Source organism: Pandoraea sp. XJJ-1 (genome assembly GCF_026802345.1).
In the GTDB taxonomy this organism is placed as follows: Bacteria; Pseudomonadota; Gammaproteobacteria; order Burkholderiales; family Burkholderiaceae; genus Pandoraea; species Pandoraea cepalis.
This window is the reverse complement of the sequence record NZ_CP113827.1, coordinates 4,933,609-4,956,838: the sequence shown is the minus strand read 5'-3', so window position 1 is coordinate 4,956,838 and position 23,230 is coordinate 4,933,609. Positions and strand designations below refer to the sequence as shown.

Below are 23,230 nucleotides of genomic sequence, written 5' to 3'. Positions count from 1 at the left end.
CGAGTGCCTGCGCGCCGTCCCGGCTTGCGCGGCAGAACGCGTATGAGCGCTTCCACTTCGCGTCCCGACGTCGCCGTGCTCGGCGGCGGCCTGTCCGGGCGTCTGCTGGCGTGGCAACTGATTCGTGCCGGCGCACGCGTGGCGCTCTACGAGCGTGGCGATGCCGACGGGTCGTCGGCTGCCGGCTGGGTGGCAGCGGCCATGCTCGCGCCCTTGGCCGAAGCGGCCGTGGCCGAGCCGAGCATCGTCGAGATGGGCGCCGTCGGCCTGGAACGTTGGCCGGCATTGATCGACGGCCTGCCCGAACACGTCTTCTTCCAACGCAACGGCACGCTGGTCGTGTGGCACCAGCCCGATCGCGCCGAGGCGGTGATGTTCGACCGACGCATGCGCGCCAATGCCCCACCGGCCTTGCTGCGTGACGGTGTGCGCCGCGTGTCGGGCGCGCAATTGGCCGAGGTCGAGCCGGCGCTGGCCGGACGGTTTCAGGAAGGCTGGTGGCTGCCGAACGAGGGCCAGCTCGACAACCGGCAACTGTTGCGCGCGCTGGCGGCAGGTCTTGCTAAGGCGGGGGCGGCGCTGCATTGGCATACCGAGATCGCCGAGGGCGCGTATCCGGACGCCGGTCTGGTCGTCGATTGCCGCGGGCTGGGCGCGCGTGCCGCGCTCACGCAATTGCGCGGTGTGCGGGGTGAGGTGGTGCGAATTCACGCGCCGGGCATTGGGCTGCGCCGGCCGGTGCGGTTGCTGCATCCGCGCTATCCGATCTATATCGCGCCCAAGGAAAACGATCTGTATGTGATCGGCGCGACCGAACTCGAGTCGGAAGATATGTCGCCGATGACCGTGCGCTCCGCGCTCGAACTGCTCTCGGCGGCCCATTCGCTGAACCCGGCGTTCGGCGAGGCGCGCATTGTCGAGCTGAATGTCAACTGCCGTCCGGCATTGCCCGACCATCTGCCGCGGGTGCAGTGGGACGGTGCGCGGGTGCTGCGCGTGAACGGTTTGTACCGGCACGGTTATTTGCTCGCGCCGGCGGTCACGGGAGAGGCGTGCGCGCTGGCGCAGGCATTGATGCAAGCGACGAGCGCGCGAGTGGGCCTTGGGCACGCGTTCGACTGGGAGATGTGGCGAGCCAGCCGGCCGTGGCCGGACCTGTTCCGTCGTGCATGAGAGGGGAGGGACACCATGGATATTCATATCAATCAACAGACACTGAGCGTGGCCGAGGCGGCGACGCTGGCCGAGGCGCTCGCCGCCTACGGCGCCAAGCCGCCGTTCGCCGCGGCGATCAACGGGCAGTTCGTGCCCAAGACGCAATATGCCGCCCGCGCGCTCGCGCATGGCGACAAAATCGATGTAGTGCAACCGGTGGCCGGAGGCTGACATGAACGCATTCACCGAATCGGCCAACGTGGCCGCAGGCAGCGTGCGCGACGCGCTCACGCTGTATGACACGCGCTTCGGCAGTCGCTTCCTGCTCGGCACGGCGCGCTACCCGTCGCTGCAGGCGCTCAATGATTCCATCGACGCCGCCCGCCCGGGCATGGTGACGGTGGCGTTGCGCCGGCAACTCTCGGGCACCGGGGCGCAGGCGTCGGAAGGCCATTTCTGGGAAACGCTGCGCCGTCTCGCGGTGCCGGTGCTGCCCAATACAGCGGGTTGCCACTCGGTGCAGGAAGCGGTGACGACGGCGCAAATGGCGCGCGAAGTCTTCGAGACCGACTGGATCAAGCTCGAACTGATTGGCGACGACTACACGCTTCAGCCCGACCCGTTCGGTCTGGTGACGGCCGCCGAACAACTGATTCGCGACGGCTTCAAGGTGCTGCCGTATTGCACGGAAGACCTGGTGCTGTGCCGTCGCTTGCTCGACGTGGGCTGTCAGGCGCTGATGCCCTGGGGTGCGCCGATCGGCACTGGCAAGGGCGTGATCAATCCGTACGGCCTGCGACTGCTGCGCGACCGTCTGCCGGATACGCCGCTTATCGTCGATGCCGGGCTCGGTCTGCCGTCGCACGCGTGTCAGGTGATGGAGTGGGGCTTCGACGGCGTGTTGCTCAACACGGCCGTGGCGCTTGCCGCCCAGCCGGTGGAGATGGCCGGCGCGTTCGCCGCCGCGATCAAGGCGGGCCGCGCGGCGTGGCTCGCCGGACCGATGGCCGAGCGCGAGAGCGCCGAAGCCAGCACGCCGGTCGTCGGGGTGCCGTTCTGGCATCAGTCGGGCGCGTGATCCCCGAGGAGACGCGCTTGAATTCCACCGCAACCTCGCACCGCCTGACCCACCGGGAAGCTTCATGACGACGCATAGCGGCGGCGCCACCCTGTCTCACGTGCAATGCCTGCCGGCTAACGCACCCCTCGCCACAGCATGGCAACAGGCCGCCGCCGGCATCCGCGCGCGCCTCGCGCCGTGGCCGGACGACCCCGCTACGCCAAGTTGGCGTGTGCACGCGCAGACGCCGGACCGCGCGGGGGCTGGGGACGTGGTCTGGTGGCCGCTCTCGCCGCAGGGCGCTCCCGGAACCGAAGCCACCGTGCAGATCGACGCATGGCGGGCGGCGCACGCCGTTGTCCTTTGCTCGCGGGCGCTGGCGGCGGGACAGGTGGAAGACACCTTGTACACGCACGACACCGTTTATCGCGTTGCGGGCGCGGACGATCCGGCCTTCTTCCCCGCGTTCGCTGCGTTCCTCGACTGCGGATTCGCCCCACACGACGCGCTCGTGCTCGCGCGCGCATGGCGCACCGACGGCAGCCACGCGCGCGCGGCCGATGCCGACACGCTCGGGGCATGGCCGACGGTGCTCGAAACCTTCCCGGTCGTGCTCGGCCAAGTGCCGTCACCCGGCCGGTTCCCGGCCTGCCCGTCACGCCTCGGTCTGTATCCGGTGCTGCCAGATGCCGGTGCTTGCGAGCGCATGGCCGATCTTCAGGTCGGCACCGTGCAGTTGCGGATCAAGGATCCCGCGGATCCGACGCTGCGCTCTGAGATCGAACGGACGGTGGCGGCCGGGCGGCGCGTGATGCACGACAGTGCCTGGTTCATCAACGACCATTGGCGCGAAGCCGCGCAAGCGGGTGCCTATGGCGTGCACCTCGGACAGGAAGATATGGCGGCGCTTTCCGCCGACGAGGTCGCGGCGCTGTTTGCGACCGGCATGCGCCTGGGCATCAGCACGCACGGCTATTACGAGATGCTGGCGGCGCATCACTTCCGGCCCAGCTATCTGGCCGTGGGGGCCGTGTTTCCGACAACCACCAAAGTGATCGCGACCGCCCCGCAGGGACTCGCGAAGTTGGCGCGGTACGTGAAGCTCATCGCGCCGCACTATCCGCTTGTCGCCATTGGCGGCATCGATGCGGACAATCTCGGGCAAGTGCTCGACACCGGGGTGACCAGCGCGGCCGTGGTGCGAGCCGTCACGCAGGCCGTCGATGTGGCGGCGGCGGTGAAGGGAATGCAGCAGGCGTTCGCGCAACGCGCGTGATGTTTGCCGCGCGCAGCCTGTTATAGCGTGCGCGTCATGAACATGGCGCCGTCGCCGTATCCGGCCAACTTCGCGGCCATCTGCGGCGAGGCATCGCTCGTTGCGGCATAACCGAAGCGCGCCCAGAACCCCTGCGATTGCTGCACCGCCACGAGGGCCGACGCGCGCAATCCTGACGACCGTGCCACCGCCAGAGCCGCCGCGTAGAGTTGGCAAGCCACGCCCGCGCCGCGCGTGCGAGGGAGCAGCGCCATGTCGTGCACGTACCAGCAGTCGGCCGCGTCAGGCAGGGCCTTGAGGATGGTGTCCAGTGGCGGCGGGGCGGCCATGCGCCACGGGTGTGTCAGTAGATAGCCGACCACGGACGTATCCGTTGGGCCTGTTCCCTCCGCAACCCAACACGTTGACGGCGACAGCGCATGACGTGAGGCCAATGTCGCTTCCGACTCACGCATCGGACCGACATACGCTGCTGCCTGTACCGTCAGGACTTGGGGAATATCGCAGGATTGCATCGGACGAATCCGAAATTCGATCGTCTCCGTATCTTGCGGCAGAAGGGGATGGAAAGGCGTTTGGGGGGCGCGGGGCATCGGGGTCAACGATTTATTGCGTGAAACGGCGTATTGTAGCAACGGCGCAACACCCGACACCCCCGAGGTCTCGATAAGTCCTTGCTGGCGTTACGTTTTTTGTTCGTTGTGCCGGTCGGCGCGCGACAAGGCGAATGGACGCCGGCCCTGTAGAATGCCGCGGGGCAGCGCCAATCCTCGATTTCGTCCATCGCCGTTGGGCGGCATCAATCGGCATTCCCCCCTATAATTGGCGTTTTGCGCCGCACTATAAGACCCGAAACGTGCCTATCCCGAATCCGGAAAATTTGCTCGAATTGCGCGACGTCAGCTTTGGTTATGGCGAACGATTGGTGCTTTCCGGGTTGAATATGCGGTTCCCCCGCGGCAAAGTCGTTGGGGTGATGGGGGGGTCCGGCTGCGGCAAGACGACCGTGCTGCGCCTGATCGGCGGGCTCGTCCATGCCAGCCGCGGCACCGTCGAATTCGACGGGACCGATGTCGCATCGCTCGACCACGCTGGCTGGTACCGCTTGCGGCGTCGCATGGGCATGTTGTTCCAGTTCGGTGCGCTCTTTACCGACATGACGGTGTTCGACAACGTGGCGTTTCCGCTGCGCGAACACACCCGGCTCGACGATGCGCTCATTCGCGACCTCGTGCTGATGAAGCTCAACGCCGTGGGCCTGCGCGGCGCACGCGACATGAAGCCGGCCGAGATTTCGGGCGGCATGGCGCGACGTGTGGCACTGGCACGCACGATGGCGCTGGACCCGGACCTCATCATGTACGACGAGCCGTTCACTGGGCTCGACCCGATCTCGTTGGGTATCACCGCGAATCTGATCCGCAAGCTCAACGACGCGCTGGGCGCCACGTCCATTATTGTTTCGCATGATGTGACGGAGACCTTTGCCATCGCCGACTACATCTATTTCATTAGCGAAGGGCGCATCGGTGCCGAGGGGACGCCGGAGGCGCTGCGAGCCTCGAATGACCCGACGGTGCGCCAGTTCATCGATGCGCAACCGGACGGGCCCGTAAAATTTCAGTATCCCGCGCCGTCGCTTGCGGACGATTTTGGGATGGGAGCGCGTGCATGATCACGACCCTCGGTAGTTTTGTTCGCGGTCACGTAGAGCGCCTGGGGTACGGTGCGCGAATGTTTTGGCGCGTGCTCGCGTCGAGCGGGGCGATGCTGCGCCGGCCGCGTCTGGTGACCGACCAGATTCATTTCGTCGGCAACTATTCGTTCGTCATTATTGCGGTCTCGGGCCTGTTCGTCGGCTTCGTGCTGGGCCTGCAAGGCTATTACACGCTTAACCGGTACGGCTCGGAACAGGCGCTGGGTCTGCTTGTGGCGCTGTCACTGGTGCGTGAGTTGGGGCCGGTGGTCACCGCACTGCTGTTCGCGGGACGCGCTGGAACCTCGCTCACCGCCGAAATCGGTTTGATGAAGGCAGGGGAGCAATTGACCGCCATGGAGATGATGGCGATCGATCCGATCGCGCGCGTGGTGGCCCCCCGCTTCTGGGCAGGCGTGATCGCCATGCCGATTCTCGCGGCCATCTTCTCGGCGGTGGGTGTGTTTGGCGGTTACCTGGTCGGCGTGAAGTTGATCGGCGTGGACCCCGGCGCGTTCTGGTCGCAGATGCAAGGCGGCGTAGACGTGTGGTCGGACGTCGCCAACGGCGTCATCAAAAGCGTAGTGTTCGGGATTGCCGTCACCTTTATCGCCCTGTACCAGGGATTCGAGGCGCAGCCGACGCCAGAGGGCGTGTCGCGTGCGACCACCCGTACGGTGGTGCAGGCGTCCCTCGCGGTACTCGGTCTCGACTTCCTGCTCACGGCCCTGATGTTCAGCTAACGGGCCTGCGTGCCCGCCAAGACATAGATAGATTGCGCACACTGACACAATGAAAAAACACCCCCTCGACTTCTGGGTTGGCCTGTTCGTCGTTCTCGGCTTCGCAGCGCTGCTGTTCCTCGCGCTCAAGGTGGGCAACATGAGTTCGCTGTCGTTCTCGAGTTCGTATCCGGTGACGGTGCGCTTCGACAACATCGGCGGCCTCAAGCCGCGGGCGCCTGTCAAGAGCGCGGGCGTCGTGGTCGGACGCGTGGCGTCGATCAACTTCGACGACAAGCGGTACGTGGCCGACGTGACGCTCAACATCGATTCGCAATATCACTTCCCGAAGGACTCGTCGGCGAAGATCCTGACGTCGGGGCTGCTCGGCGAGCAATACATCGGGCTCGAGGCGGGCGGCGACGATCAAATGCTCAAGGCCGGTGATACGATCACGCTCACGCAATCCGCAATCGTGCTGGAAAATCTGATCGGCCAGTTCCTGTACAACAAGGCGGCAGATGCCGGGGGCGCCCAACCGGGCGGGGCATCGACCGCACCGGCATCGACCGCACCCGCTGCTTTGCCGGCGTCAGGGGCGGCCACGGCAACCCAAGGAAAATAAAAAAGATGACCCGCTTCCGTACTTCGGCAGTGCTGGCCGCCGGCGCGATGGCGCTGGCAGGGTGCGCGACTGTCACGAATCCGAGTCCCGCCGACCCCATCGAAGGGTTCAACCGTTCGATGTACACGTTCAATGACACGCTCGACAAGACGGTCATGACGCCCGTGGCCAAGGGCTACCGCTTCGCCGTGCCGCAACCGGCGCGCGACATGGTCACGAACTTCTTCTCGAACGTGGGCGATGTGTACAACTTCGCCAACAACCTGCTGCAACTGGAAGTCACGGCTGCCGTGCAGGATCTGATGCGCCTGACGATCAACACCTTCCTCGGTGTGGGCGGTCTGGTCGACTTCGCCACGCCGGCCGGCTTGCCCAAGCACAGCCAGGACTTCGGTGTGACGCTCGGCAAGTGGGGCCTGCCCGACGGCCCGTACCTCGTGCTGCCGGTGCTCGGCCCGAGCACGGTGCGCGACAGCGTCGGCATGGCTGGCAACATGTTCATCGACCCGACGTCGTATATCAATCCGACTTGGGTCAGCTACTCGATCTTCGGCGTTCGCATCGTGAATACGCGAGCGAACCTGCTCGACGCATCGAACCTTCTCGAAGCCGCCGCCCTCGATCCATACTCGTTCACGCGCGATGCTTATCTCGCACGACGCAAGTATTTGATCAATGGCGGGGCCGCGGGCAACGCGGCGTTGCCGAATTACGAAGAGGAAGACGGCGCCGGCGGCACGAACGCGCAGCCGATGCCTGCCTCAGGCGTTCAAGCCGAACCTGCCTCGGGCGTGAAAGCCGAACCGGACGCGCCGCAAGGTTCGCCCGTACCGGGCAAGATCGTGCCGGGCGGATTGCCGTTCCGCCGGTGATCGGCGCGAGTCGCCTGCCGCCAGGCATCGATGCCTCCTGATGACAGGGCGCCCCGCCTTACGGGGCGCCGTTGGCAGGCCTGTCGGGCAACAGTTTGTTACACGACACTGCCGGTATTTCGCGAACTCCAGACACAACACGGGTATCCAATCCCGCAACACCTGTCACTCGAAAGAGGAAGTCCACAATGAAGAAGTTTTGGCTCATTCCCGTCATGGCTTTGATGACGTACACCGCCGCCGGCGCCGCCGTGGCCCAGGCGCAAGCGCCTGACGTTCTGGTCAAGCAGACCGTGAACGAAGTGATGGCCGCCGCCAAGTCCGATCCGAACATCCAGAAGGGTGATCTGAACAGCATCACCAAGCTGGTCGAGCAGAAGATCTTGCCGCACGCCGACTTCGCGAAGACGACGCAGTTGGCGACTGGCGCCGCATGGCGCACCGCTACGCCGCAGCAACGGCAGCAGCTGACCGAGCAGTTCAAGACGCTGCTGCTGCGTACGTACGCGGGCGCCATCGCGCAGATTCGCGACCAGCAGGTCAACTACAAGCCGTTCCGTGGTCAGCCGGGCGACACCGACGCCGTGGTCTATACCGATGTCCTCAACAACGGTCAGCAGATCGAGCTCGACTATCGTCTGTACAAGTCGGCCAGCGGCGAATGGAAACTGTATGACCTGAACGTGCTGGGCGCCTGGCTCATCCAGACGTACCGCAATCAGTTTGCCGAGCAGGTGAACAAGTCGGGCGTCGACGGTCTGATTCAGTTCCTGACCCAGCGCAACCAGCAACTGGCCGGCGGCAAGTAAGCGCATGCTCGCGTTGCAGACCGATCTCACGCACGACACCGCCGGCGACGTCCTCGCGCAGGCCATCGATCGCATCGACGCGGGCGAGACCCAGATCGATTGCGCCGGGCTGAAGCAGTTCGATTCGTCGGCGCTCGCCGTGTTGCTGGCCCTGCGCCGCCACGCGGTTCGGCGTGGTGCGACGTTGGCGTTCACTAACCTGCCAGCGGGGCTGGCCAGCCTTGCGCTGGTGTACGGCGTCGACCAGTTGCTCTCGATCTGATTCGCCTGGCCGGATCGCCGTCCCGCAGGAAAGCGCCGTCTCGCAACGGCGCTTTTTTTATGGGCAATGCGGTGATGCCGGCCGAGCGCGACGCATACCCGGCCCGAAGGGCCTTGCGGGCGTCGCGCCCGTGATCGACGTTTCCCTTGGGGGGCACTGGACAGGGCGTGAGCACGGCCGCCACCGGCTTCCTTTATAATCAGGGGTTTTCTGCCGACTTTTGGGCAGTTACCCTCATCCGGGCACCCACGCCGCCGATATGGCCGCTGCCGCGATCCCAGCGGTTGCGCCCACGCGCGGGCGTGGCCGGAGAATCTATATGGCGCGCTCGCCAATGCGGGTGCGTGCAGTCCATGGCCGCCATCGAAATCCGTAACGTCAAGAAACGCTATCAGGCACTGCAGGCGCTCAAAGGCGTCAGCTTTTCGATCGAAGAAGGGGAATTCTTCGGTCTGCTCGGTCCCAACGGTGCCGGCAAAACCACGCTGATCAGTATTCTCGCCGGCCTCGCGCGCGCGGATGCGGGCAGCGTCAGTGTGCTCGGCCACGACGTGGTGCGCGACTACCGCAATGCCCGCCGCAAGCTCGGCGTGGTGCCGCAGGAACTCGTCTTCGATCCGTTCTTCTCCGTTCGCGAAACGCTGCGTATCCAGTCCGGCTACTTCGGTCTGACGCGCAACGACGACTGGATCGACGAAGTCATGGCGAACCTCGACCTGACCGACAAGGCCGACGCGAACATGCGCCAGCTCTCGGGCGGCATGAAGCGGCGCGTGCTCGTTGCGCAGGCGCTCGTGCATCGCCCGCCGGTGATCGTGCTCGACGAGCCGACCGCCGGGGTCGACGTCGAACTGCGCCAGACGCTCTGGAAATTCATCTCGCGCCTGAACCGCGAAGGCCACACCATCGTGCTGACTACGCACTATCTCGAAGAAGCGGAAGCGCTGTGCGACCGCATTGCCATGCTCAAGCGCGGCGAAGTCGTGGCGCTCGAGCGCACCGCCTCGTTGCTGCAGCGTTTCGCGGGCACGCGTCTCGTGCTGCGCTTCAAGCACGGCACGCTGCCCGACGCACTACGTCCGTTGCTGGTCGACCCGCAAAATACGAGTGGACCTCAGTTCGCGCTGCGTCTGGCGGGCTGCGACGAAGTCGAATCGATTCTCGCCACCTGCCGGGCGGCGGGCTGCATCGTTGAGGACATCGACATCCAGAAGGCCGATCTCGAGGATGTGTTCGTGCAGATCATGTCCGGTTCGCGCGCGCAGGAGGTGGCAGCATGATCGGGGCATGGGTCGGATTCCGCACGCTGTTCTACAAGGAAGTGTTGCGTTTCTGGAAGGTCAGCTTCCAGACCGTGGCCGCGCCGGTGCTCACCGCGCTGCTGTACCTGATGATCTTCGGCCACGTGCTCGAAGACCGCGTGAAGGTCTATGACCAGATCACGTACACATCTTTCCTCGTGCCGGGCCTGGTGATGATGAGCGTGTTGCAGAACGCGTTCGCAAACAGCTCGTCGTCGCTGATCCAGTCCAAGATCACGGGCAACCTCGTGTTCGTGCTGTTGCCGCCGCTGTCGCATTGGGAGATGTACGGCGCGTACGTGCTCGCCGCGGTCGTGCGTGGGTTGTGCGTGGGCGCAGGCGTCTTCGCGGTGACGGTCACGTTCACGCATCTAACGTTCGCCGCGCCGCTGTGGATCATCGGCTTCGCGTTCCTTGGGGCGGCGATTCTCGGCACGTTGGGTCTGATCGCGGGCATTTGGGCGGAGAAGTTCGACCAGCTCGCGGCGTTCCAGAACTTCCTGATCATGCCGGCAACGTTCCTGGCGGGCGTGTTTTACTCGATTCACTCGCTGCCGCCGCTGTGGCAGGCTGTCTCGCACTTCAACCCGTTCTTCTACATGATCGACGGGTTCCGTTACGGCTTCTTCGGTGTGTCCGACGTTGCCCCGCAGACCAGCCTTGCCGTTGTGGGTGCGACTTTTCTGATACTCGCAACCGTCGCGCTGACTTTGCTGCGCCGTGGTTATAAATTGCGTCACTGAACTTCTCTAGGATCGGCCATGCTGCCTACCCCCGAACAAATCAAACAGTACATCGAAGCCGGTCTGGCTTGCGAGCACGTGGCCGTCGAAGGCGATGGTCAGCACTTCTACGCGACCATCGTGAGCGAGCAGTTCGACGGCAAGCGTCTCATCGCCCGCCATCAACTCGTGTACGCCGCGCTGGGCGATCGCATGAAGGCGGAAATTCACGCGTTGTCCATGAAGACCCTCACGCCTGCGGAGTATCGGGCGCAATGAGGATTACGCAAGAAAGCGCCGGCGTCGCCGGCAACGGCGAGACCGCCACCGGCGAGCGCATGGCCGCGGACCACCTGGTGATCGAGGGCGGCGAGCGGCTGGCGGGAGAGATTACCGTATCGGGCGCCAAGAACGCGGCGCTGCCGATCCTGTGTGCGTGCCTGCTGACGGCCGAGCCGGTGGTGCTCGGCAACGTGCCCGATCTGCACGACGTGCGCACCATGCTGACGCTGCTCGCACGCATGGGCGTGAAGGTCGAGCGTCACGGCGAATCAGTGACGCTCGATGCGTCGCAGATCACCGAGCCGGCGGCCCCCTATGAGCTCGTAAAGACCATGCGCGCGTCGATTCTCGTGCTCGGCCCTCTGCTGGCGCGTTGCGGCGAGGCGCGCGTGTCGCTGCCCGGCGGGTGTGCGATCGGAGCGCGACCTGTCGATCAGCACATCAAGGGCCTGCAGAAGATGGGCGCCGAAATCACGCTGACGCACGGCGACATCGTCGCCAAAGCAACGCGTCTGCGTGGTGAGACGCTCGTGACCGACATGATCACCGTCACGGGCACCGAAAACCTGCTCATGGCGGCCACGCTGGCCGACGGCGTTACGGTGCTGGCCAACGCCGCCCGCGAACCCGAAGTGACGGACCTGGCCGAGCTGCTCGTGAAAATGGGCGCGAAGATCGACGGCATCGGCACTGATCGTCTGGTCGTGACGGGCGTGCCGCGCCTGTCCGGCGCGACACACGATGTTGTGCCCGATCGGATCGAAGCCGGCACGTTCCTGTGCGCGGCGGTGGCGACGCGTGGCGATATCACGCTGCATCGCGTTGTGCCGGGTACCCTCGACGCGGTGATCGAGAAGTTGCGCGAAACCGGCGCGAACGTGACGGCCGGCGCGGATTGGCTGCGCGTGACGATGGATCGGCGCGCGCGGGCGGTCAGTTTCCGAACGTCGGAATATCCGGCGTTCCCGACCGATATGCAGGCCCAGTTCATGGCGTTGAATTGCGTTGCCGAAGGGGCATCGCAGGTCGTCGAAACGATCTTCGAGAACCGGTTCATGCACGTGCAGGAGTTGACGCGTCTGGGCGCGAACATCGGCATCGACGGCAACACGGCGCGGATTTCCGGCGTGAATCGCCTGTCGGGTGCGCATGTGATGGCGACCGACCTGCGCGCTTCCGCCAGCCTGATCGTCGCGGGTCTGACGGCCGAGGGCCGCACGCTCGTCGACCGTATTCACCACCTCGATCGCGGCTATCATCGCATCGAGGCCAAGTTGTGCGCCGTGGGTGCGCAAATCCGGCGCGTCGAAGCGCGCCAGGGAGACATTGCATGAATTCCGCCAAGCCCGCCCAGCCGCTTGCTCAACCGCTGACGCTGGCGCTCTCGAAAGGGCGTATCTTTACGGAGACGCTGCCGTTGCTGGCGGCCGCCGGTATCGAAGTCACGGAAGACCCCGAGACCTCCCGCAAGCTGATTCTGCCGACGACGGATCCGAACCTGCAGGTCATCATCGTGCGCGCGACCGACGTGCCGACCTATGTGCAATATGGTGCCGCCGACTTCGGCGTGGCCGGCAAGGACGTGCTCATCGAACACGGCGGCGGCGGTCTGTATCAGCCAATCGATTTGAACATTGCGCGTTGCCGCATGTCTGTTGCTGTACCGAAGGGCTTCGATTACGCGAATGCCGTACGTCAAGGGGCACGTTTGCGCGTGGCGACCAAGTACGTGCAAACGGCGCGCGAGCACTTCGCGGCCAAGGGCGTGCACGTCGACCTGATCAAGCTGTACGGCTCGATGGAGCTGGGCCCGCTCGTGGGTCTGGCCGACGCGATTGTCGATCTGGTGAGCACCGGCGGCACGCTGCGGGCCAACAATCTGGTGGAAGTGGAAGAGATCATGGAGATCTCCTCCCGCCTCGTGATCAATCAGGCTGCACTCAAGTTGAAGCGCGAGTCGTTGCAGCCTATTCTGGATGCCTTCGAGCGGGCGTCCCGGCAAACAGCATGAAACTCGATATTCGCAAACTCGATTCCTCCGCCGAAGGCTTCGCGGCGCAGCTTCGCGATGTCCTGGCGTTCGAGGCGAGCGAAGACGCCGCCATCGATCGTGCGGCGGCCGACATTCTCGCCGACGTGAAGGCGCGCGGCGATGTGGCCGTCATCGAATACACCAACAAGTTCGACCGCTTGAGCGCGACGGACATGACGGCGCTGGAGCTGCCCGCCGAAGCGCTGGCAGCTGCGCTCGAGAGCCTTGAGCCGAAGCGTCGCGCGGCGCTCGAGGCCGCAGCGGCCCGCGTGCGCGCCTATCACGAGAAGCAGCGCATCGAGTGCGGCAGTCATAGCTGGCAATACACCGAGCCGGACGGCACGATGCTGGGCCAGAAGGTCACGCCGCTCGATCGGGTGGGCATCTATGTGCCGGGCGGCAAGGCGGCTTATCCGTCGTCGGTGCTGATGAACGCCATTCCGGCGCGTGTGGCGGGGGTGAAAGAGATCGTCATGGTGGTGCCCACGCCGGATGGCGTGCAGAACCCGCTGGTGCTCGCCGCCGCGCAAATCGCTGGGGTGGACCGCGTGTTTACCATCGGTGGCGCACAGGCGGTCGCCGCGCTGGCCTATGGCACCGCAACGGTGCCGGCCGTCGACAAGATCGTCGGGCCGGGCAACGCGTTCGTGGCTGCCGCCAAGCGCCGCGTGTTCGGCACGGTCGGGATCGACATGATTGCCGGGCCGTCAGAGATTCTTGTCATTTGCGACGGCACGACCGATCCCGACTGGGTCGCGATGGACTTGTTCTCGCAGGCGGAACACGACGAACTCGCGCAGTCGATCCTGTTGTGCCCGGACGCCGCCTATCTCGCGCGCGTGCACGCTTCGCTGGAGCGCCAGATCGACGAGATGCCGCGCCGCGAAGTGATTGCCGCCTCGTTGCGAGGCCGCGGCGCGCTGATCAAGGTGCGCGACATGGCCGAAGCGTGCGAGATCGTCAACGTGATCGCGCCGGAGCACCTCGAAATCTCCACCGAAACCCCGCAGCAGTGGGGCGACAAGATTCGCCACGCCGGCGCGATCTTCCTCGGCAAGTTCACGAGCGAGAGCCTGGGCGATTACTGCGCCGGTCCCAACCATGTGCTGCCGACGTCGCGCACGGCGCGGTTCTCGTCGCCGCTGGGCGTGTACGACTTCATCAAGCGTTCGAGCCTGATCGAAGTGAGCGAGGGTGGTGCCCGCATGCTTGGCGAGATCGCCGCGGAATTGGCTTACGGCGAAGGCCTGCAGGCGCACGCGCGCAGCGCCGAATACCGTCTGCATCGCGAGTCCTGAGATGCGCGACGACGCCCTGCGGCCCGCGTATTGTCCAACGACGTCGGCCACCGCTCGGCGTCGGCCCCGTGCCATCGCGCTGTCCCCGGGGTCGTTGTCGTGGCCGCTGCCGGCCCGCCTCGCGCGCGCTGTGCGCAGAGTGGCTGTCGTGTGCGCCCTCGCGGCTGCCGGCAGTCCCTCGGCCTACGCCGCCGGTCAGTATTGCCAGCACGCCACCTTCGAAGGCACGTCGGTCGAGCGTATGACCGTGTGCGTGAGCCGTCAGGCGTTCGACAACGATATTTACGTGTTGCGACTCGGCGGCAAGACTGCGCTGCGCGGCACGGACGACGAAGTGGCCCACGGCGTGTTCGGCCGCGTTGGCAACCGCCTGGTCGCCATGCGTTGCGAGGCCGATGCCGCGCACGCGCGCGTGAGCCCGGCGGTGGCGCAGGCGCTGTCCTGGCAGACCGGCGTGCGGCTGCAGCGCATTACCGATGCGCTCGGCAGTGTGGAAACCGGTCGACGCTGCGTCGTCAAAATCGACGGCGCCGACGCCGGACGGCTGACGTTCGCCTTCAACTGATCCTTTATCAATGATTCCGCGCGATGTCGCGCAACCCGCCTCTACTGCCATGTCCGTCGACTCAGTGATCCGCTCCGATGTGCTCGCCATGAGTTCCTACGCCGTGCCTGACGCGAGCGGTTTCCTCAAGCTCGACGCGATGGAGAATCCGTATGGCCTGCCGCCGGCGTTGCGCAGTGCGCTGGGGCAGCGACTGGCCGGCGTGGCGCTCAATCGTTACCCGGCACCGCGTCCTCATGTGCTGCTCGAGACGCTCGCCCGCACGATGGGCGTGCCGGCCGGGGCCAAGCTGCTGCTGGGCAACGGCTCGGACGAGATCATCAGCATGATCGCGATGGCCACCGCTCGGCCGGGGGCCACGGTGATTGCGCCGATGCCGGGCTTCGTCATGTACGAGATGTCGGCGCGCTTGGCGGGCATCGAGTTCGTCGGTGTGCCGCTGCGCGCCGATTTTTCGCTCGACATGCCGGCCATGCTGGGCGCCATTGCGGCGCATCCGGGCGCGGTCGTATACCTGGCCTATCCGAACAATCCGACGGGCAATCTGTTCGCCGACGACGACATCGAGACGCTGGTGCGTGCCGCCAGCCGCGGCCTCGTGGTGATCGACGAGGCGTACCAGCCGTTTGCCGGGAAGACGTGGATGCCGCGTCTGCCGGAGTTCCCTCAACTGCTGGTCATGCGCACCGTCTCGAAGCTCGGGCTGGCGGGCATCCGGCTGGGCTACGTGGCGGGCAGCGCACAATGGCTCGACCAGATCGACAAGGTGCGTCCGCCCTATAACATCAATGTGCTCACGCAGGCATGCGCCGAATTCATGCTCGATCACCTTGGCGTGCTCGACGCCCAGGCGGCCGAATTGCGCGCCGAACGCACGCGGCTGGCCGCCGCCGTGGCGGCGCTGCCCGGGGTGAGTGTGTTCCCGAGCGATGCGAATTTCCTGCTCGTTCGCGTGCCGGATGCCGACAAAACCCACGCGGGTCTGCTCGCACACAAGGTGTTGATCAAAAACGTGGGTAAAATGCACGTATTGCTGGCCAATTGCCTGAGATTGACGGTCGGCACCCCCACGGAGAATGCGGCAATGGTGAAAGCCCTGGCCGCATCACTCTAACAAGCCATACGACGAGAACTCACCACCATGCGCATTGCGGAAGTCGTTCGCGATACCAGCGAAACGCAAATACGCGTCAAGATCGACCTGGACGGCACTGGCCGCAAGGCCCTCGATACCGGCGTGCCGTTCCTGGACCACATGCTCGACCAGATCGCGCGCCACGGCCTTATCGACATGGATGTCGAAGCCCGCGGCGATACCTTCATCGACGATCACCACACGGTGGAAGACGTCGGCATCACGCTGGGCATGGCGGTGGCCAAGGCGATCGGCGATCGTAAGGGTATCGTGCGCTACGGCCACAGCTACGTGCCGCTCGACGAAGCGCTGTCGCGCGTTGTGATCGATTTCTCGGGTCGTCCCGGTCTCGAATTCCATGTACCGTTCACGCGGGCGCGTGTCGGCAATTTCGACGTGGATCTGACCATCGAGTTTTTCCGTGGCTTCGTCAATCATGCGGGCGTCACGCTGCATATCGACAATCTGCGTGGCATCAACGCCCACCACCAGTGCGAAACGGTGTTCAAGGCGTTCGGTCGCGCGCTGCGCATGGCGGTCGAGATCGATCCGCGCGCAGCGGGTGTCGTGCCGTCCACGAAGGGAAGCCTGTAACGCGAGACGGGTCGGCGCAGCCGGCCCGGTAGCCCGATAGCCCGCCGGCCCGCAAGGCCGGCGCCCCTGCGACGATTCACCGACCGGCCGGCCGCCGGCGCCGCGTGCCCCTATGACGCTCGACGCCTTCAAGTTCTTCATCTCGCTGCTGGCCCTGATCAATCCGCTCGGGGCGATCCCGCTTTTCATCAGCTTGACGTCCTCGCAGACGCGCGAGGAGAAGCGCCGTACGATCAATGTCGCGGCGATTGCGGTCGCCCTGGTGGTCGCGGGCTCGGGGTTGTTCGGTGAAGCCATCATCCGCTTCTTCGGTATTTCGATCGCATCGCTTGAAGTGGGCGGCGGCGTCATCATGTTGCTCATGGCGGTGAACATGATCAACGCACAGACCGGGAACACGCGCTCGACGGCGGAAGAGCGCGACGAAGCGGAGGAGCGGCCGAACATCGCCGTGGTGCCGCTCGCGATTCCGCTGCTCACCGGCCCGGGCACGATCAGTACCGTGATCATCTACTCGGGGCGTGCGCACGGCTGGGCCCAGATTCTGATGCTCCTGGCGATCGGCGTGGGCCTGGGCGCGGTGTGCTGGGTGGCACTGAGCAGCGCCGGGCGCCTCGAAGGCTGGCTCGGGCGTACGGGCATCAATATCGGCACGCGTCTGATGGGGTTGATCCTCTCGGCGCTGGCCGTGGAATTCATTATCGATGGTTTGAAAATACTGCTGCCGGGTTTGAGATGAATAAGATTGCGATTGTCGACTACGGAATGGGCAACCTGCGCTCGGTCTATCAGGCGCTGCGTGCCGCCGCGCCGGAGGCCGATGTGAGCATCAGCAGCGACGCCGCCGAGATTCGCGCCGCCGACCGGGTGGTGCTGCCGGGGCAAGGCGCGATGCGCGACTGCATGGGCTGCCTGAACGAGTCGGGCCTGCGCGACGCGGTCGTCGAGGCCGCCGCGACCAAGCCGATGTTCGGCGTGTGCGTGGGCGAGCAGATGCTGTTCGACATGTCCGACGAGGGCAACACGCCCGCGCTCGGCCTGCTGCCGGGCCGCGTGGTGCGCTTCGACCTCGAGGGCCAGTTGCAGGACGACGGCTCGCGCTTCAAGGTGCCGCAGATGGGCTGGAACCGCGTGCGTGAGACGCGGCCTCACCCGATCTGGGCCGGCGTGCCCGACGACAGCTATTTTTACTTCGTGCACAGCTACTACGTTGTGCCCGCAAGGCCCGAGTTGACCGTCGGCGAGACCGTCTACGGGGTGCCCTTTACCTGTGCGGTGGCCCAAGATAATATCTTTGCCACCCAGTTCCACCCGGAAAAGAGCGCTCAGGCGGGCCTTACCCTTTATCGCAATTTTGCGCAGTGGAAGCCTTGAGCGTGACCCGTCTCGCGTATTCGCGCCCGGATGTCACTCGGAGCATGCCCTGCGTCACGGCTTATACTGTGTGTCATGTTGATGAATCCGATCCCGACGTGCCGATGCCCGGCAAGGCAGGGGTCGGTTTTGTATTGTCCGCGTAATTTGCGAATTTCTTTTACCTCCCTCTAGCGACGTTTCACGATTGCCTATGCTGCTCATTCCGGCCATCGACCTTAAAGACGGTCAGTGTGTTCGCCTCAAACAAGGCGACATGGATCAAGCCACCGTATTCTCGGAGGACCCCGCGGCCATGGCTCGACATTGGGTCGAGCAAGGCGCTCGCCGCCTCCATCTGGTGGACTTGAACGGCGCATTCGTCGGCAAGCCGCGCAACGAAGCGGCCATTCGCGCCATCATTCAGGAAGTCGGGGCCGATATCCCCGTGCAACTGGGCGGCGGCATTCGCGACCTGGCCACCATCGAGCGCTATCTCGACGACGGTTTGTCGTACGTCATCATCGGGACGGCGGCGGTGAAGAATCCCGGGTTCCTCCGGGACGCATGCACCGCATTCGGCGGGCACATCATCGTTGGTCTCGACGCCAAGGATGGCAAGGTCGCCACCGACGGCTGGAGCAAGCTCACCGGCCACGAAGTCGTGGATCTGGCGCGCAAGTTCGAGGACTACGGCGTCGAAGCGATCATCTACACCGATATCGGCCGCGACGGCATGCTCCAGGGCATCAATATCGACGCGACCGTGCGCCTCGCGCAGGCCGTGACCGTGCCGGTGATTGCCAGCGGCGGCCTGTCGAACCTGGGCGATATCGACGCGCTGTGCCAGGTTGAGCGGGAAGGCGTCGAAGGCGTCATCTGCGGCCGCGCGATCTACTCGGGCGACTTGAATTTCTCGGCGGCGCAAACGCGTGCGGACGAGCTTTCCGGAGGAGCGGCATAAGCGAGACCACGGCTGCGGCCGCCTCGCCTGCCAACATCATGGCTCTCGCTAAACGCATCATCCCGTGTCTGGACGTAACGGCCGGCCGCGTGGTCAAGGGTGTCAATTTCGTCGAACTTCGCGACGCGGGCGACCCCGTCGAGATCGCCCGCCGCTATGACGAGCAGGGCGCCGACGAATTGACGTTCCTCGACATCACGGCGACCTCCGACGGGCGCGACCTCATTCTGCCGATCATCGAGGCGGTGGCCGCGCAAGTCTTCATTCCGCTGACCGTGGGCGGTGGCGTGCGCGAAGTGGCCGACGTGCGCCGCCTGCTCAACGCCGGTGCCGACAAGGTCAGCATGAACTCGTCGGCCGTGGCCAATCCGCAGTTGGTGGCCGACGCGGCCGCCAAGTACGGCGCGCAGTGCATCGTCGTGGCGATCGACGCCAAGCGCGTCTCCGCCGACGGCGAAACGCCGCGCTGGGAGGTCTTCACGCACGGTGGTCGCAAAGCCACGGGCCTCGACGCCGTGGCCTGGGCCAAGCGGATCGAGGCCTTGGGCGCGGGCGAAATCCTGCTCACCAGCATGGACCGCGACGGCACCAAGAGCGGCTTCGACCTCGCGCTCACGCGCGCAGTGTCCGATGCCGTGAGCATCCCGGTGATCGCCTCGGGCGGCGTGGGGTCGCTGGCCGATCTGGCCAACGGCGTGACTGAAGGCCATGCGGATGCCGTGCTCGCAGCGAGTATCTTCCACTACGGCGAGCACACGGTCGGTGAAGCGAAGCGCTTCATGGCCGACAAGGGCATTTCGGTGCGGCTCTGAACGGAATTCCACGGATCATGACGCAAGATTGGCTGGACAAGGTAGCTTGGGACGCGCAGGGCCTCGTGCCCGTGATTGCGCAGGAACTCGGCAGCAACGATGTGCTGATGTTCGCGTGGATGAACCGCGAGGCGCTCGCGCGTACGGTCGAGACCGGCGAGGCTGTCTATTATTCGCGCTCGCGCAAGCGTCTGTGGCACAAGGGCGAGGAGTCGGGCCACGTGCAGAAGGTGCATGAGATTCGTCTCGATTGCGACGAAGACGTGGTGCTGATCAAGGTCGAGCAGATCGATGGCATTGCCTGCCACACCGGTCGCCATTCCTGTTTCTTCCAGAAGTTCGAGGGCAGCGTCGAGGATGGCCATTGGGCATCCGTCGAACCGGTGCTCAAGGACCCGCACAAGATCTACAAGTGAGCACCATGAACGATACGCTGGAGCGTGTGGCCGAGGTCATCGCCTCGCGCAAGGGAGCCGACCCCGACAAGTCGTACGTTGCCCGTCTGTTCCACAAGGGTGACGACGCCATCTGCAAGAAGATCGGCGAGGAAGCCACCGAAGTGGTGCTCGCGGCGAAGGACATTCGCATTGGCGGGGCCGACAACCTGCGCCAGAAGCTCGTCAACGAGACGGCCGACCTGTGGTTTCATTGCATGGTACTGCTCGCGCATCACGACCTGAGCCCGAACGAAGTGCTCGCCGAACTGGCGCGCCGCGAAGGGTTGTCGGGGCTCGTCGAAAAGGCGCAGCGCGGCGTCCGTGGCGAACACGCGGACTGATTTCCTTTGGCCACGATGGCCGTGATCATCGATATGCCGCGCTGGCTCACGCGAGGAGACGCTTCATGAACGATTCGCAGCCCCCGGGCGCGACCGGATCGCCCGGCAGCCCCGGCAATCCTTACCTCGCGACACCCCCGAATGCGCCGAGCGCCGAGCAGGAGCGCGCGTTGCGCAAGCTCACGCACGTGCTTTATGCGCTCTATGCGCTGTTCTGGCTCACGGGCGGCGTGACCGCCATCGTCGCGATCATCATCAACTACATCAAGCGCGATGACGCCGCCGGCACGCTCTACGCCTCGCATTTCACGTGGCAGATCCGCACGTTCTGGTGGTCGGTGGTCTGGGGGGTACTCGGCGTGGCGCTTGCCATCGTGATGGTCGGCTTCGCGATTCTCTGGGTGCTGGGCATTTGGGCGCTGTATCGGATCGTCAAGGGCTGGCTCTACCTGAACGACAACAAGCCCATGTACGCCGCGCGCGCCTGAACGATACCGGGCGGCACCTAAGCTCCCTACAAGCATTCGAGAGGAAGACACACGCATGACGCACGACAACTGTATCTTCTGCAAGATTATTGCCGGGCAGATCCCGAGCGCGCAGGTCCATGCCGACGACGATGTCGTGGTGTTCAAAGACATCAATCCGGCGGCCGACCTGCACCTGCTCATGGTGCCGCGCAAGCACATCGCCACATTGCAGGACTGCCAGCCGGAAGATCAGGCGCTGTTGGGCAAGATGATGCTGCTCGCGCCGAAGCTGGCCGCCGAGCAAGGCTATCGTTTCGACGGCGATGCGTCGAACATCGAAGGCAACGGATTCCGCGTTGTGATGAACACCGGACCGGGTGGCGGCCAGGAGGTTTATCATCTTCATATGCACATTCTGGCCGGACCGCGGCCGTGGAAGCGCATGTGAGTGTCGCCGGCGGCATGACGCGACGCGTTGCCGCATAGTGCTGTCGGAGCGTGCAAGTGTTCCGCATCGACGACGGTTTCACGAAACATTTATTTCTACCCGGTGTCCGACCCGGTTACGATGCAGGGCGTGCCGCGCAATGTGCCACAATGGGGCACGTTGCTGCGGGCACGGCGGCAAACATGGAGCGCTTGTTCCTGGCTGTCACGCCGGGGCAACCGTGCACGACAAGATCCCGTCGCGACGCGGCAGGGGTGGGGAAACGCAAGGAGAGTGGTCATGGGTTCGTTGAGTATTTGGCACTGGCTGATCGTGCTGGTGATCGTGATGATGGTTTTCGGTACCAAGAAGTTGCGCAACATCGGCACCGATCTGGGAGGCGCCGTCAAGGGGTTCAAGGACGGCATGAAGGAGGGCGAAGGTGCCCCGGCCGCCAAGGATGACCCGGCGACTGCCAAGGAACTGCGCGACTCGACCACGATCGACGTGCAGGCCAAGGACACGAGCGATCGCAAGCAAGGCTAAGCCGGCGTCGACATGATCGATCTCGGTCTTTCCAAACTGATGTTGATCGGCGTTGTTGCGCTGGTCGTGATCGGGCCCGAGCGCTTGCCTAAAGTGGCGCGCACGGCGGGCGCGCTCTTTGGCCGCGCACAGCGCTATATCAACGATGTGAAGGCTGAGGTGAGCCGCGAAATGGAACTCGACGAGTTGCGCAATATGCGCACGCAGTTCGAGGACGCGGCCCGCAGCGCCCAGAACACCATTCAGAAGCAACTGCACGAGCAAGAGGCGTCGCTCAACGACGCCTGGGCGAGTGCCACGGGCACGTCGTCCGGCGAGATCGCCGGCGGCGGTACGGATGCGGCGACCGGGTATTCCGACAGCTACCTTTCCGAACCCGTCGTGACGTCCGGTATCCGCGCGTCGACCAAGCGCCGCAACTGGCGCGTACGCCGGACTGCTACGCCGATCTGGTTCAAGCAGGCCAGCGCCACGCGCACGCAGGTGCAGTCGGGGGCGGCGCGTGTGGCGCGTCACACACCGGCCAAGCTGCGCCGGCCCGTCAAGTTCTTCTGAGGCGCTTGCGCACCGAACTTCCCGCCATCTGGCACTGTGCCGGCTTCATTCCTGGATAAGTCGACGTGAGCGACGACAAGCAAATCCCCGACGGGGGCTCCGAAGAGACCTTCATCTCGCATCTGATCGAGCTGCGCAATCGCATCATTCGCGCGGGCGCGGCGGTGATCGTGGCGTTCCTCTCGCTGGTCTACTGGGCACCGGACATCTTCCGCCTGCTCTCTCGCCCGCTGATGCAATCGCTGCCCGCGGGCGGCAAGATGATCGTCACCGATATTACCGGCTCGTTCTTCGTGCCGATGAAGGTCACGATGATGGTGGCGTTCGTCATTGCGCTGCCCGTGGTGTTGTACCAGGCCTGGGCGTTCGTGGCGCCAGGGTTGTATCAGCACGAGAAGAAGCTGGTGATGCCGTTGGTCGTGAGCAGCTACACGCTGTTCCTGCTGGGCATGTCGTTCGCCTACTTCCTGGTGTTCCCGACCGTGTTCCACTTCATGGCGCATTACAACGCGCCATTGGGTGCGGAGATGAACACCGATATCGACAATTACCTGAGTTTTGTGCTCACGATGTTCCTATGCTTCGGGGTGACCTTCGAAGTGCCGGTGGTCGTCGTGGTGCTCGCGCGCATGGGCGTGGTGAGCATCGAGAAGCTCAAGCAGATTCGGCCGTACGTGGTGGTGGGTGCCTTTGTGCTGGCTGCCGTCGTGACGCCGCCGGACATGCTCTCGCAACTGATGTTGGCGATCCCGCTCTGTATCCTTTATGAGTTGGGCTTGATCGCGGCGCGGCTGTTCGTCAAACAGGGCCATCGGCAAGACGAAGGCAGCGAGGGGAACGGCGAAGCGACGCCGTAACCTTGGCGTGGCTTGCCGCGGCACAGTCGGCTCGCGACATCGATAATGCCGATACAGAAAAG

31 protein-coding genes are annotated in these 23,230 nt (G+C 64.7%); 30 read left to right on the top strand and 1 reads right to left on the bottom strand.

Annotated features, from left to right (window positions below; genetic code table 11):
• Positions 1–42 precede the first annotated feature (42 nt).
• The 4 genes from OYT13_RS22930 (at position 43) to OYT13_RS22915 (ending at position 3,491) form a co-directional block, all read left to right on the top strand.
• Positions 43–1,173, top strand: a complete 1,131-nt coding sequence (locus tag OYT13_RS22930) for an FAD-dependent oxidoreductase (RefSeq protein WP_017235756.1) — start codon at positions 43–45, stop codon at positions 1,171–1,173.
• A gap of 15 nt (positions 1,174–1,188) precedes the next feature.
• Positions 1,189–1,386 carry a sulfur carrier protein ThiS gene (thiS, locus tag OYT13_RS22925; RefSeq protein WP_017235755.1) on the top strand — a complete coding sequence of 66 codons (198 nt, stop codon included), beginning with the start codon at positions 1,189–1,191 and terminating at the stop codon, positions 1,384–1,386.
• A gap of 1 nt (position 1,387) precedes the next feature.
• Positions 1,388–2,233 carry a thiazole synthase gene (locus tag OYT13_RS22920; RefSeq protein WP_150563307.1) on the top strand — a complete coding sequence of 282 codons (846 nt, stop codon included), beginning with the start codon at positions 1,388–1,390 and terminating at the stop codon, positions 2,231–2,233.
• Between the two features lie 64 nt (positions 2,234–2,297).
• Positions 2,298–3,491 carry a thiamine phosphate synthase gene (locus tag OYT13_RS22915; RefSeq protein WP_261939640.1) on the top strand — a complete coding sequence of 398 codons (1,194 nt, stop codon included), beginning with the start codon at positions 2,298–2,300 and terminating at the stop codon, positions 3,489–3,491.
• Between the two features lie 20 nt (positions 3,492–3,511).
• Here OYT13_RS22915 and OYT13_RS22910 read toward each other — a convergent pair whose 3' ends face one another.
• On the bottom strand, positions 3,512–3,946 hold the full coding sequence (locus OYT13_RS22910; RefSeq protein ID WP_327198131.1) for a GNAT family N-acetyltransferase: 435 nt from the start codon (positions 3,944–3,946) through the stop codon (positions 3,512–3,514).
• Between the two features lie 425 nt (positions 3,947–4,371).
• Here OYT13_RS22910 and OYT13_RS22905 point away from each other — a divergent pair, with 425 nt between their 5' ends.
• The 26 genes from OYT13_RS22905 to tatC all read left to right on the top strand — a co-directional run bounded on the left by OYT13_RS22905 (position 4,372) and on the right by tatC (position 23,168).
• Positions 4,372–5,166 carry an ATP-binding cassette domain-containing protein gene (locus OYT13_RS22905; RefSeq protein ID WP_017231778.1) on the top strand — a complete coding sequence of 265 codons (795 nt, stop codon included), beginning with the start codon at positions 4,372–4,374 and terminating at the stop codon, positions 5,164–5,166.
• Positions 5,163–5,930 (top strand): lipid asymmetry maintenance ABC transporter permease subunit MlaE, encoded by a 768-nt coding sequence (mlaE, locus tag OYT13_RS22900; RefSeq protein WP_017231779.1) that lies wholly within the window; start codon positions 5,163–5,165, stop codon positions 5,928–5,930. The genes OYT13_RS22905 and mlaE overlap by 4 nt, the downstream gene beginning before the upstream one ends.
• 49 nt (positions 5,931–5,979) lie before the next feature.
• The gene (gene mlaD, locus OYT13_RS22895) at positions 5,980–6,534 is read left to right on the top strand and encodes an outer membrane lipid asymmetry maintenance protein MlaD (RefSeq protein ID WP_017231780.1); all 555 of its coding nucleotides are present in this window, start codon (positions 5,980–5,982) and stop codon (positions 6,532–6,534) included.
• 5 nt (positions 6,535–6,539) lie between these two features.
• Positions 6,540–7,406: an MlaA family lipoprotein gene (locus OYT13_RS22890; RefSeq protein ID WP_017231781.1), complete on the top strand. Its 867-nt coding sequence runs from the start codon at positions 6,540–6,542 to the stop codon at positions 7,404–7,406.
• A 188-nt stretch (positions 7,407–7,594) separates the two neighbouring features.
• Positions 7,595–8,215, top strand: a complete 621-nt coding sequence (locus OYT13_RS22885; protein WP_017231782.1) for an MlaC/ttg2D family ABC transporter substrate-binding protein — start codon at positions 7,595–7,597, stop codon at positions 8,213–8,215.
• A gap of 4 nt (positions 8,216–8,219) precedes the next feature.
• A complete protein-coding gene (locus OYT13_RS22880; RefSeq protein ID WP_017231783.1) occupies positions 8,220–8,477 on the top strand; it encodes an STAS domain-containing protein in 258 nt (85 codons plus the stop codon).
• 353 nt (positions 8,478–8,830) lie between these two features.
• The gene (locus tag OYT13_RS22875; protein ID WP_017231784.1) at positions 8,831–9,757 is read left to right on the top strand and encodes an ABC transporter ATP-binding protein; all 927 of its coding nucleotides are present in this window, start codon (positions 8,831–8,833) and stop codon (positions 9,755–9,757) included.
• Positions 9,754–10,521: an ABC transporter permease gene (locus tag OYT13_RS22870; protein ID WP_017231785.1), complete on the top strand. Its 768-nt coding sequence runs from the start codon at positions 9,754–9,756 to the stop codon at positions 10,519–10,521. Before OYT13_RS22875 ends, OYT13_RS22870 begins: the two co-directional genes overlap by 4 nt.
• An 18-nt stretch (positions 10,522–10,539) precedes the next feature.
• Positions 10,540–10,779, top strand: coding sequence for a BolA family protein (locus OYT13_RS22865; protein ID WP_017231786.1), 240 nt, complete (start codon positions 10,540–10,542; stop codon positions 10,777–10,779).
• A gap of 59 nt (positions 10,780–10,838) precedes the next feature.
• On the top strand, positions 10,839–12,116 hold the full coding sequence (gene murA / locus OYT13_RS22860) for a UDP-N-acetylglucosamine 1-carboxyvinyltransferase (RefSeq protein WP_232424490.1): 1,278 nt from the start codon (positions 10,839–10,841) through the stop codon (positions 12,114–12,116).
• On the top strand, positions 12,113–12,793 hold the full coding sequence (hisG, locus tag OYT13_RS22855; protein WP_017231788.1) for an ATP phosphoribosyltransferase: 681 nt from the start codon (positions 12,113–12,115) through the stop codon (positions 12,791–12,793). Before murA ends, hisG begins: the two co-directional genes overlap by 4 nt.
• Positions 12,790–14,112: a histidinol dehydrogenase gene (gene hisD, locus OYT13_RS22850; RefSeq protein ID WP_150563311.1), complete on the top strand. Its 1,323-nt coding sequence runs from the start codon at positions 12,790–12,792 to the stop codon at positions 14,110–14,112. The genes hisG and hisD overlap by 4 nt, the downstream gene beginning before the upstream one ends.
• A 1-nt stretch (position 14,113) precedes the next feature.
• On the top strand, positions 14,114–14,677 hold the full coding sequence (locus OYT13_RS22845) for a hypothetical protein (protein ID WP_268566985.1): 564 nt from the start codon (positions 14,114–14,116) through the stop codon (positions 14,675–14,677).
• A gap of 49 nt (positions 14,678–14,726) precedes the next feature.
• Positions 14,727–15,791: a histidinol-phosphate transaminase gene (gene hisC, locus OYT13_RS22840; RefSeq protein WP_268566984.1), complete on the top strand. Its 1,065-nt coding sequence runs from the start codon at positions 14,727–14,729 to the stop codon at positions 15,789–15,791.
• A gap of 27 nt (positions 15,792–15,818) precedes the next feature.
• Positions 15,819–16,406, top strand: coding sequence for an imidazoleglycerol-phosphate dehydratase HisB (gene hisB, locus OYT13_RS22835; protein ID WP_017234571.1), 588 nt, complete (start codon positions 15,819–15,821; stop codon positions 16,404–16,406).
• A gap of 112 nt (positions 16,407–16,518) precedes the next feature.
• Positions 16,519–17,145 (top strand): MarC family protein, encoded by a 627-nt coding sequence (locus OYT13_RS22830; RefSeq protein ID WP_017234572.1) that lies wholly within the window; start codon positions 16,519–16,521, stop codon positions 17,143–17,145.
• Positions 17,142–17,780 carry an imidazole glycerol phosphate synthase subunit HisH gene (gene hisH / locus OYT13_RS22825; RefSeq protein ID WP_017234573.1) on the top strand — a complete coding sequence of 213 codons (639 nt, stop codon included), beginning with the start codon at positions 17,142–17,144 and terminating at the stop codon, positions 17,778–17,780. The genes OYT13_RS22830 and hisH overlap by 4 nt, the downstream gene beginning before the upstream one ends.
• A 193-nt stretch (positions 17,781–17,973) precedes the next feature.
• Positions 17,974–18,723: a 1-(5-phosphoribosyl)-5-[(5-phosphoribosylamino)methylideneamino]imidazole-4-carboxamide isomerase gene (hisA, locus tag OYT13_RS22820; RefSeq protein WP_268566983.1), complete on the top strand. Its 750-nt coding sequence runs from the start codon at positions 17,974–17,976 to the stop codon at positions 18,721–18,723.
• Between the two features lie 38 nt (positions 18,724–18,761).
• On the top strand, positions 18,762–19,535 hold the full coding sequence (gene hisF, locus OYT13_RS22815; protein WP_017234575.1) for an imidazole glycerol phosphate synthase subunit HisF: 774 nt from the start codon (positions 18,762–18,764) through the stop codon (positions 19,533–19,535).
• 17 nt (positions 19,536–19,552) lie between these two features.
• A complete protein-coding gene (gene hisI, locus OYT13_RS22810; protein WP_017234576.1) occupies positions 19,553–19,951 on the top strand; it encodes a phosphoribosyl-AMP cyclohydrolase in 399 nt (132 codons plus the stop codon).
• Between the two features lie 5 nt (positions 19,952–19,956).
• Positions 19,957–20,313 (top strand): phosphoribosyl-ATP diphosphatase, encoded by a 357-nt coding sequence (locus OYT13_RS22805; protein ID WP_039830469.1) that lies wholly within the window; start codon positions 19,957–19,959, stop codon positions 20,311–20,313.
• Positions 20,314–20,378: 65 nt separating this feature from the next.
• Positions 20,379–20,801 carry a DUF4870 family protein gene (locus OYT13_RS22800; RefSeq protein ID WP_017234578.1) on the top strand — a complete coding sequence of 141 codons (423 nt, stop codon included), beginning with the start codon at positions 20,379–20,381 and terminating at the stop codon, positions 20,799–20,801.
• 55 nt (positions 20,802–20,856) lie between these two features.
• Positions 20,857–21,231: a histidine triad nucleotide-binding protein gene (locus tag OYT13_RS22795; RefSeq protein ID WP_017234579.1), complete on the top strand. Its 375-nt coding sequence runs from the start codon at positions 20,857–20,859 to the stop codon at positions 21,229–21,231.
• A 279-nt stretch (positions 21,232–21,510) separates the two neighbouring features.
• Entirely contained in the window at positions 21,511–21,756 is a 246-nt protein-coding gene (tatA, locus tag OYT13_RS22790) for a Sec-independent protein translocase subunit TatA (protein ID WP_017234580.1), read from the top strand.
• Positions 21,757–21,768: 12 nt separating this feature from the next.
• Positions 21,769–22,311, top strand: coding sequence for a Sec-independent protein translocase protein TatB (gene tatB / locus OYT13_RS22785; protein WP_017234581.1), 543 nt, complete (start codon positions 21,769–21,771; stop codon positions 22,309–22,311).
• A gap of 65 nt (positions 22,312–22,376) precedes the next feature.
• Positions 22,377–23,168 (top strand): twin-arginine translocase subunit TatC, encoded by a 792-nt coding sequence (gene tatC / locus OYT13_RS22780; RefSeq protein ID WP_017234582.1) that lies wholly within the window; start codon positions 22,377–22,379, stop codon positions 23,166–23,168.
• Positions 23,169–23,230: the final 62 nt, after the last annotated feature.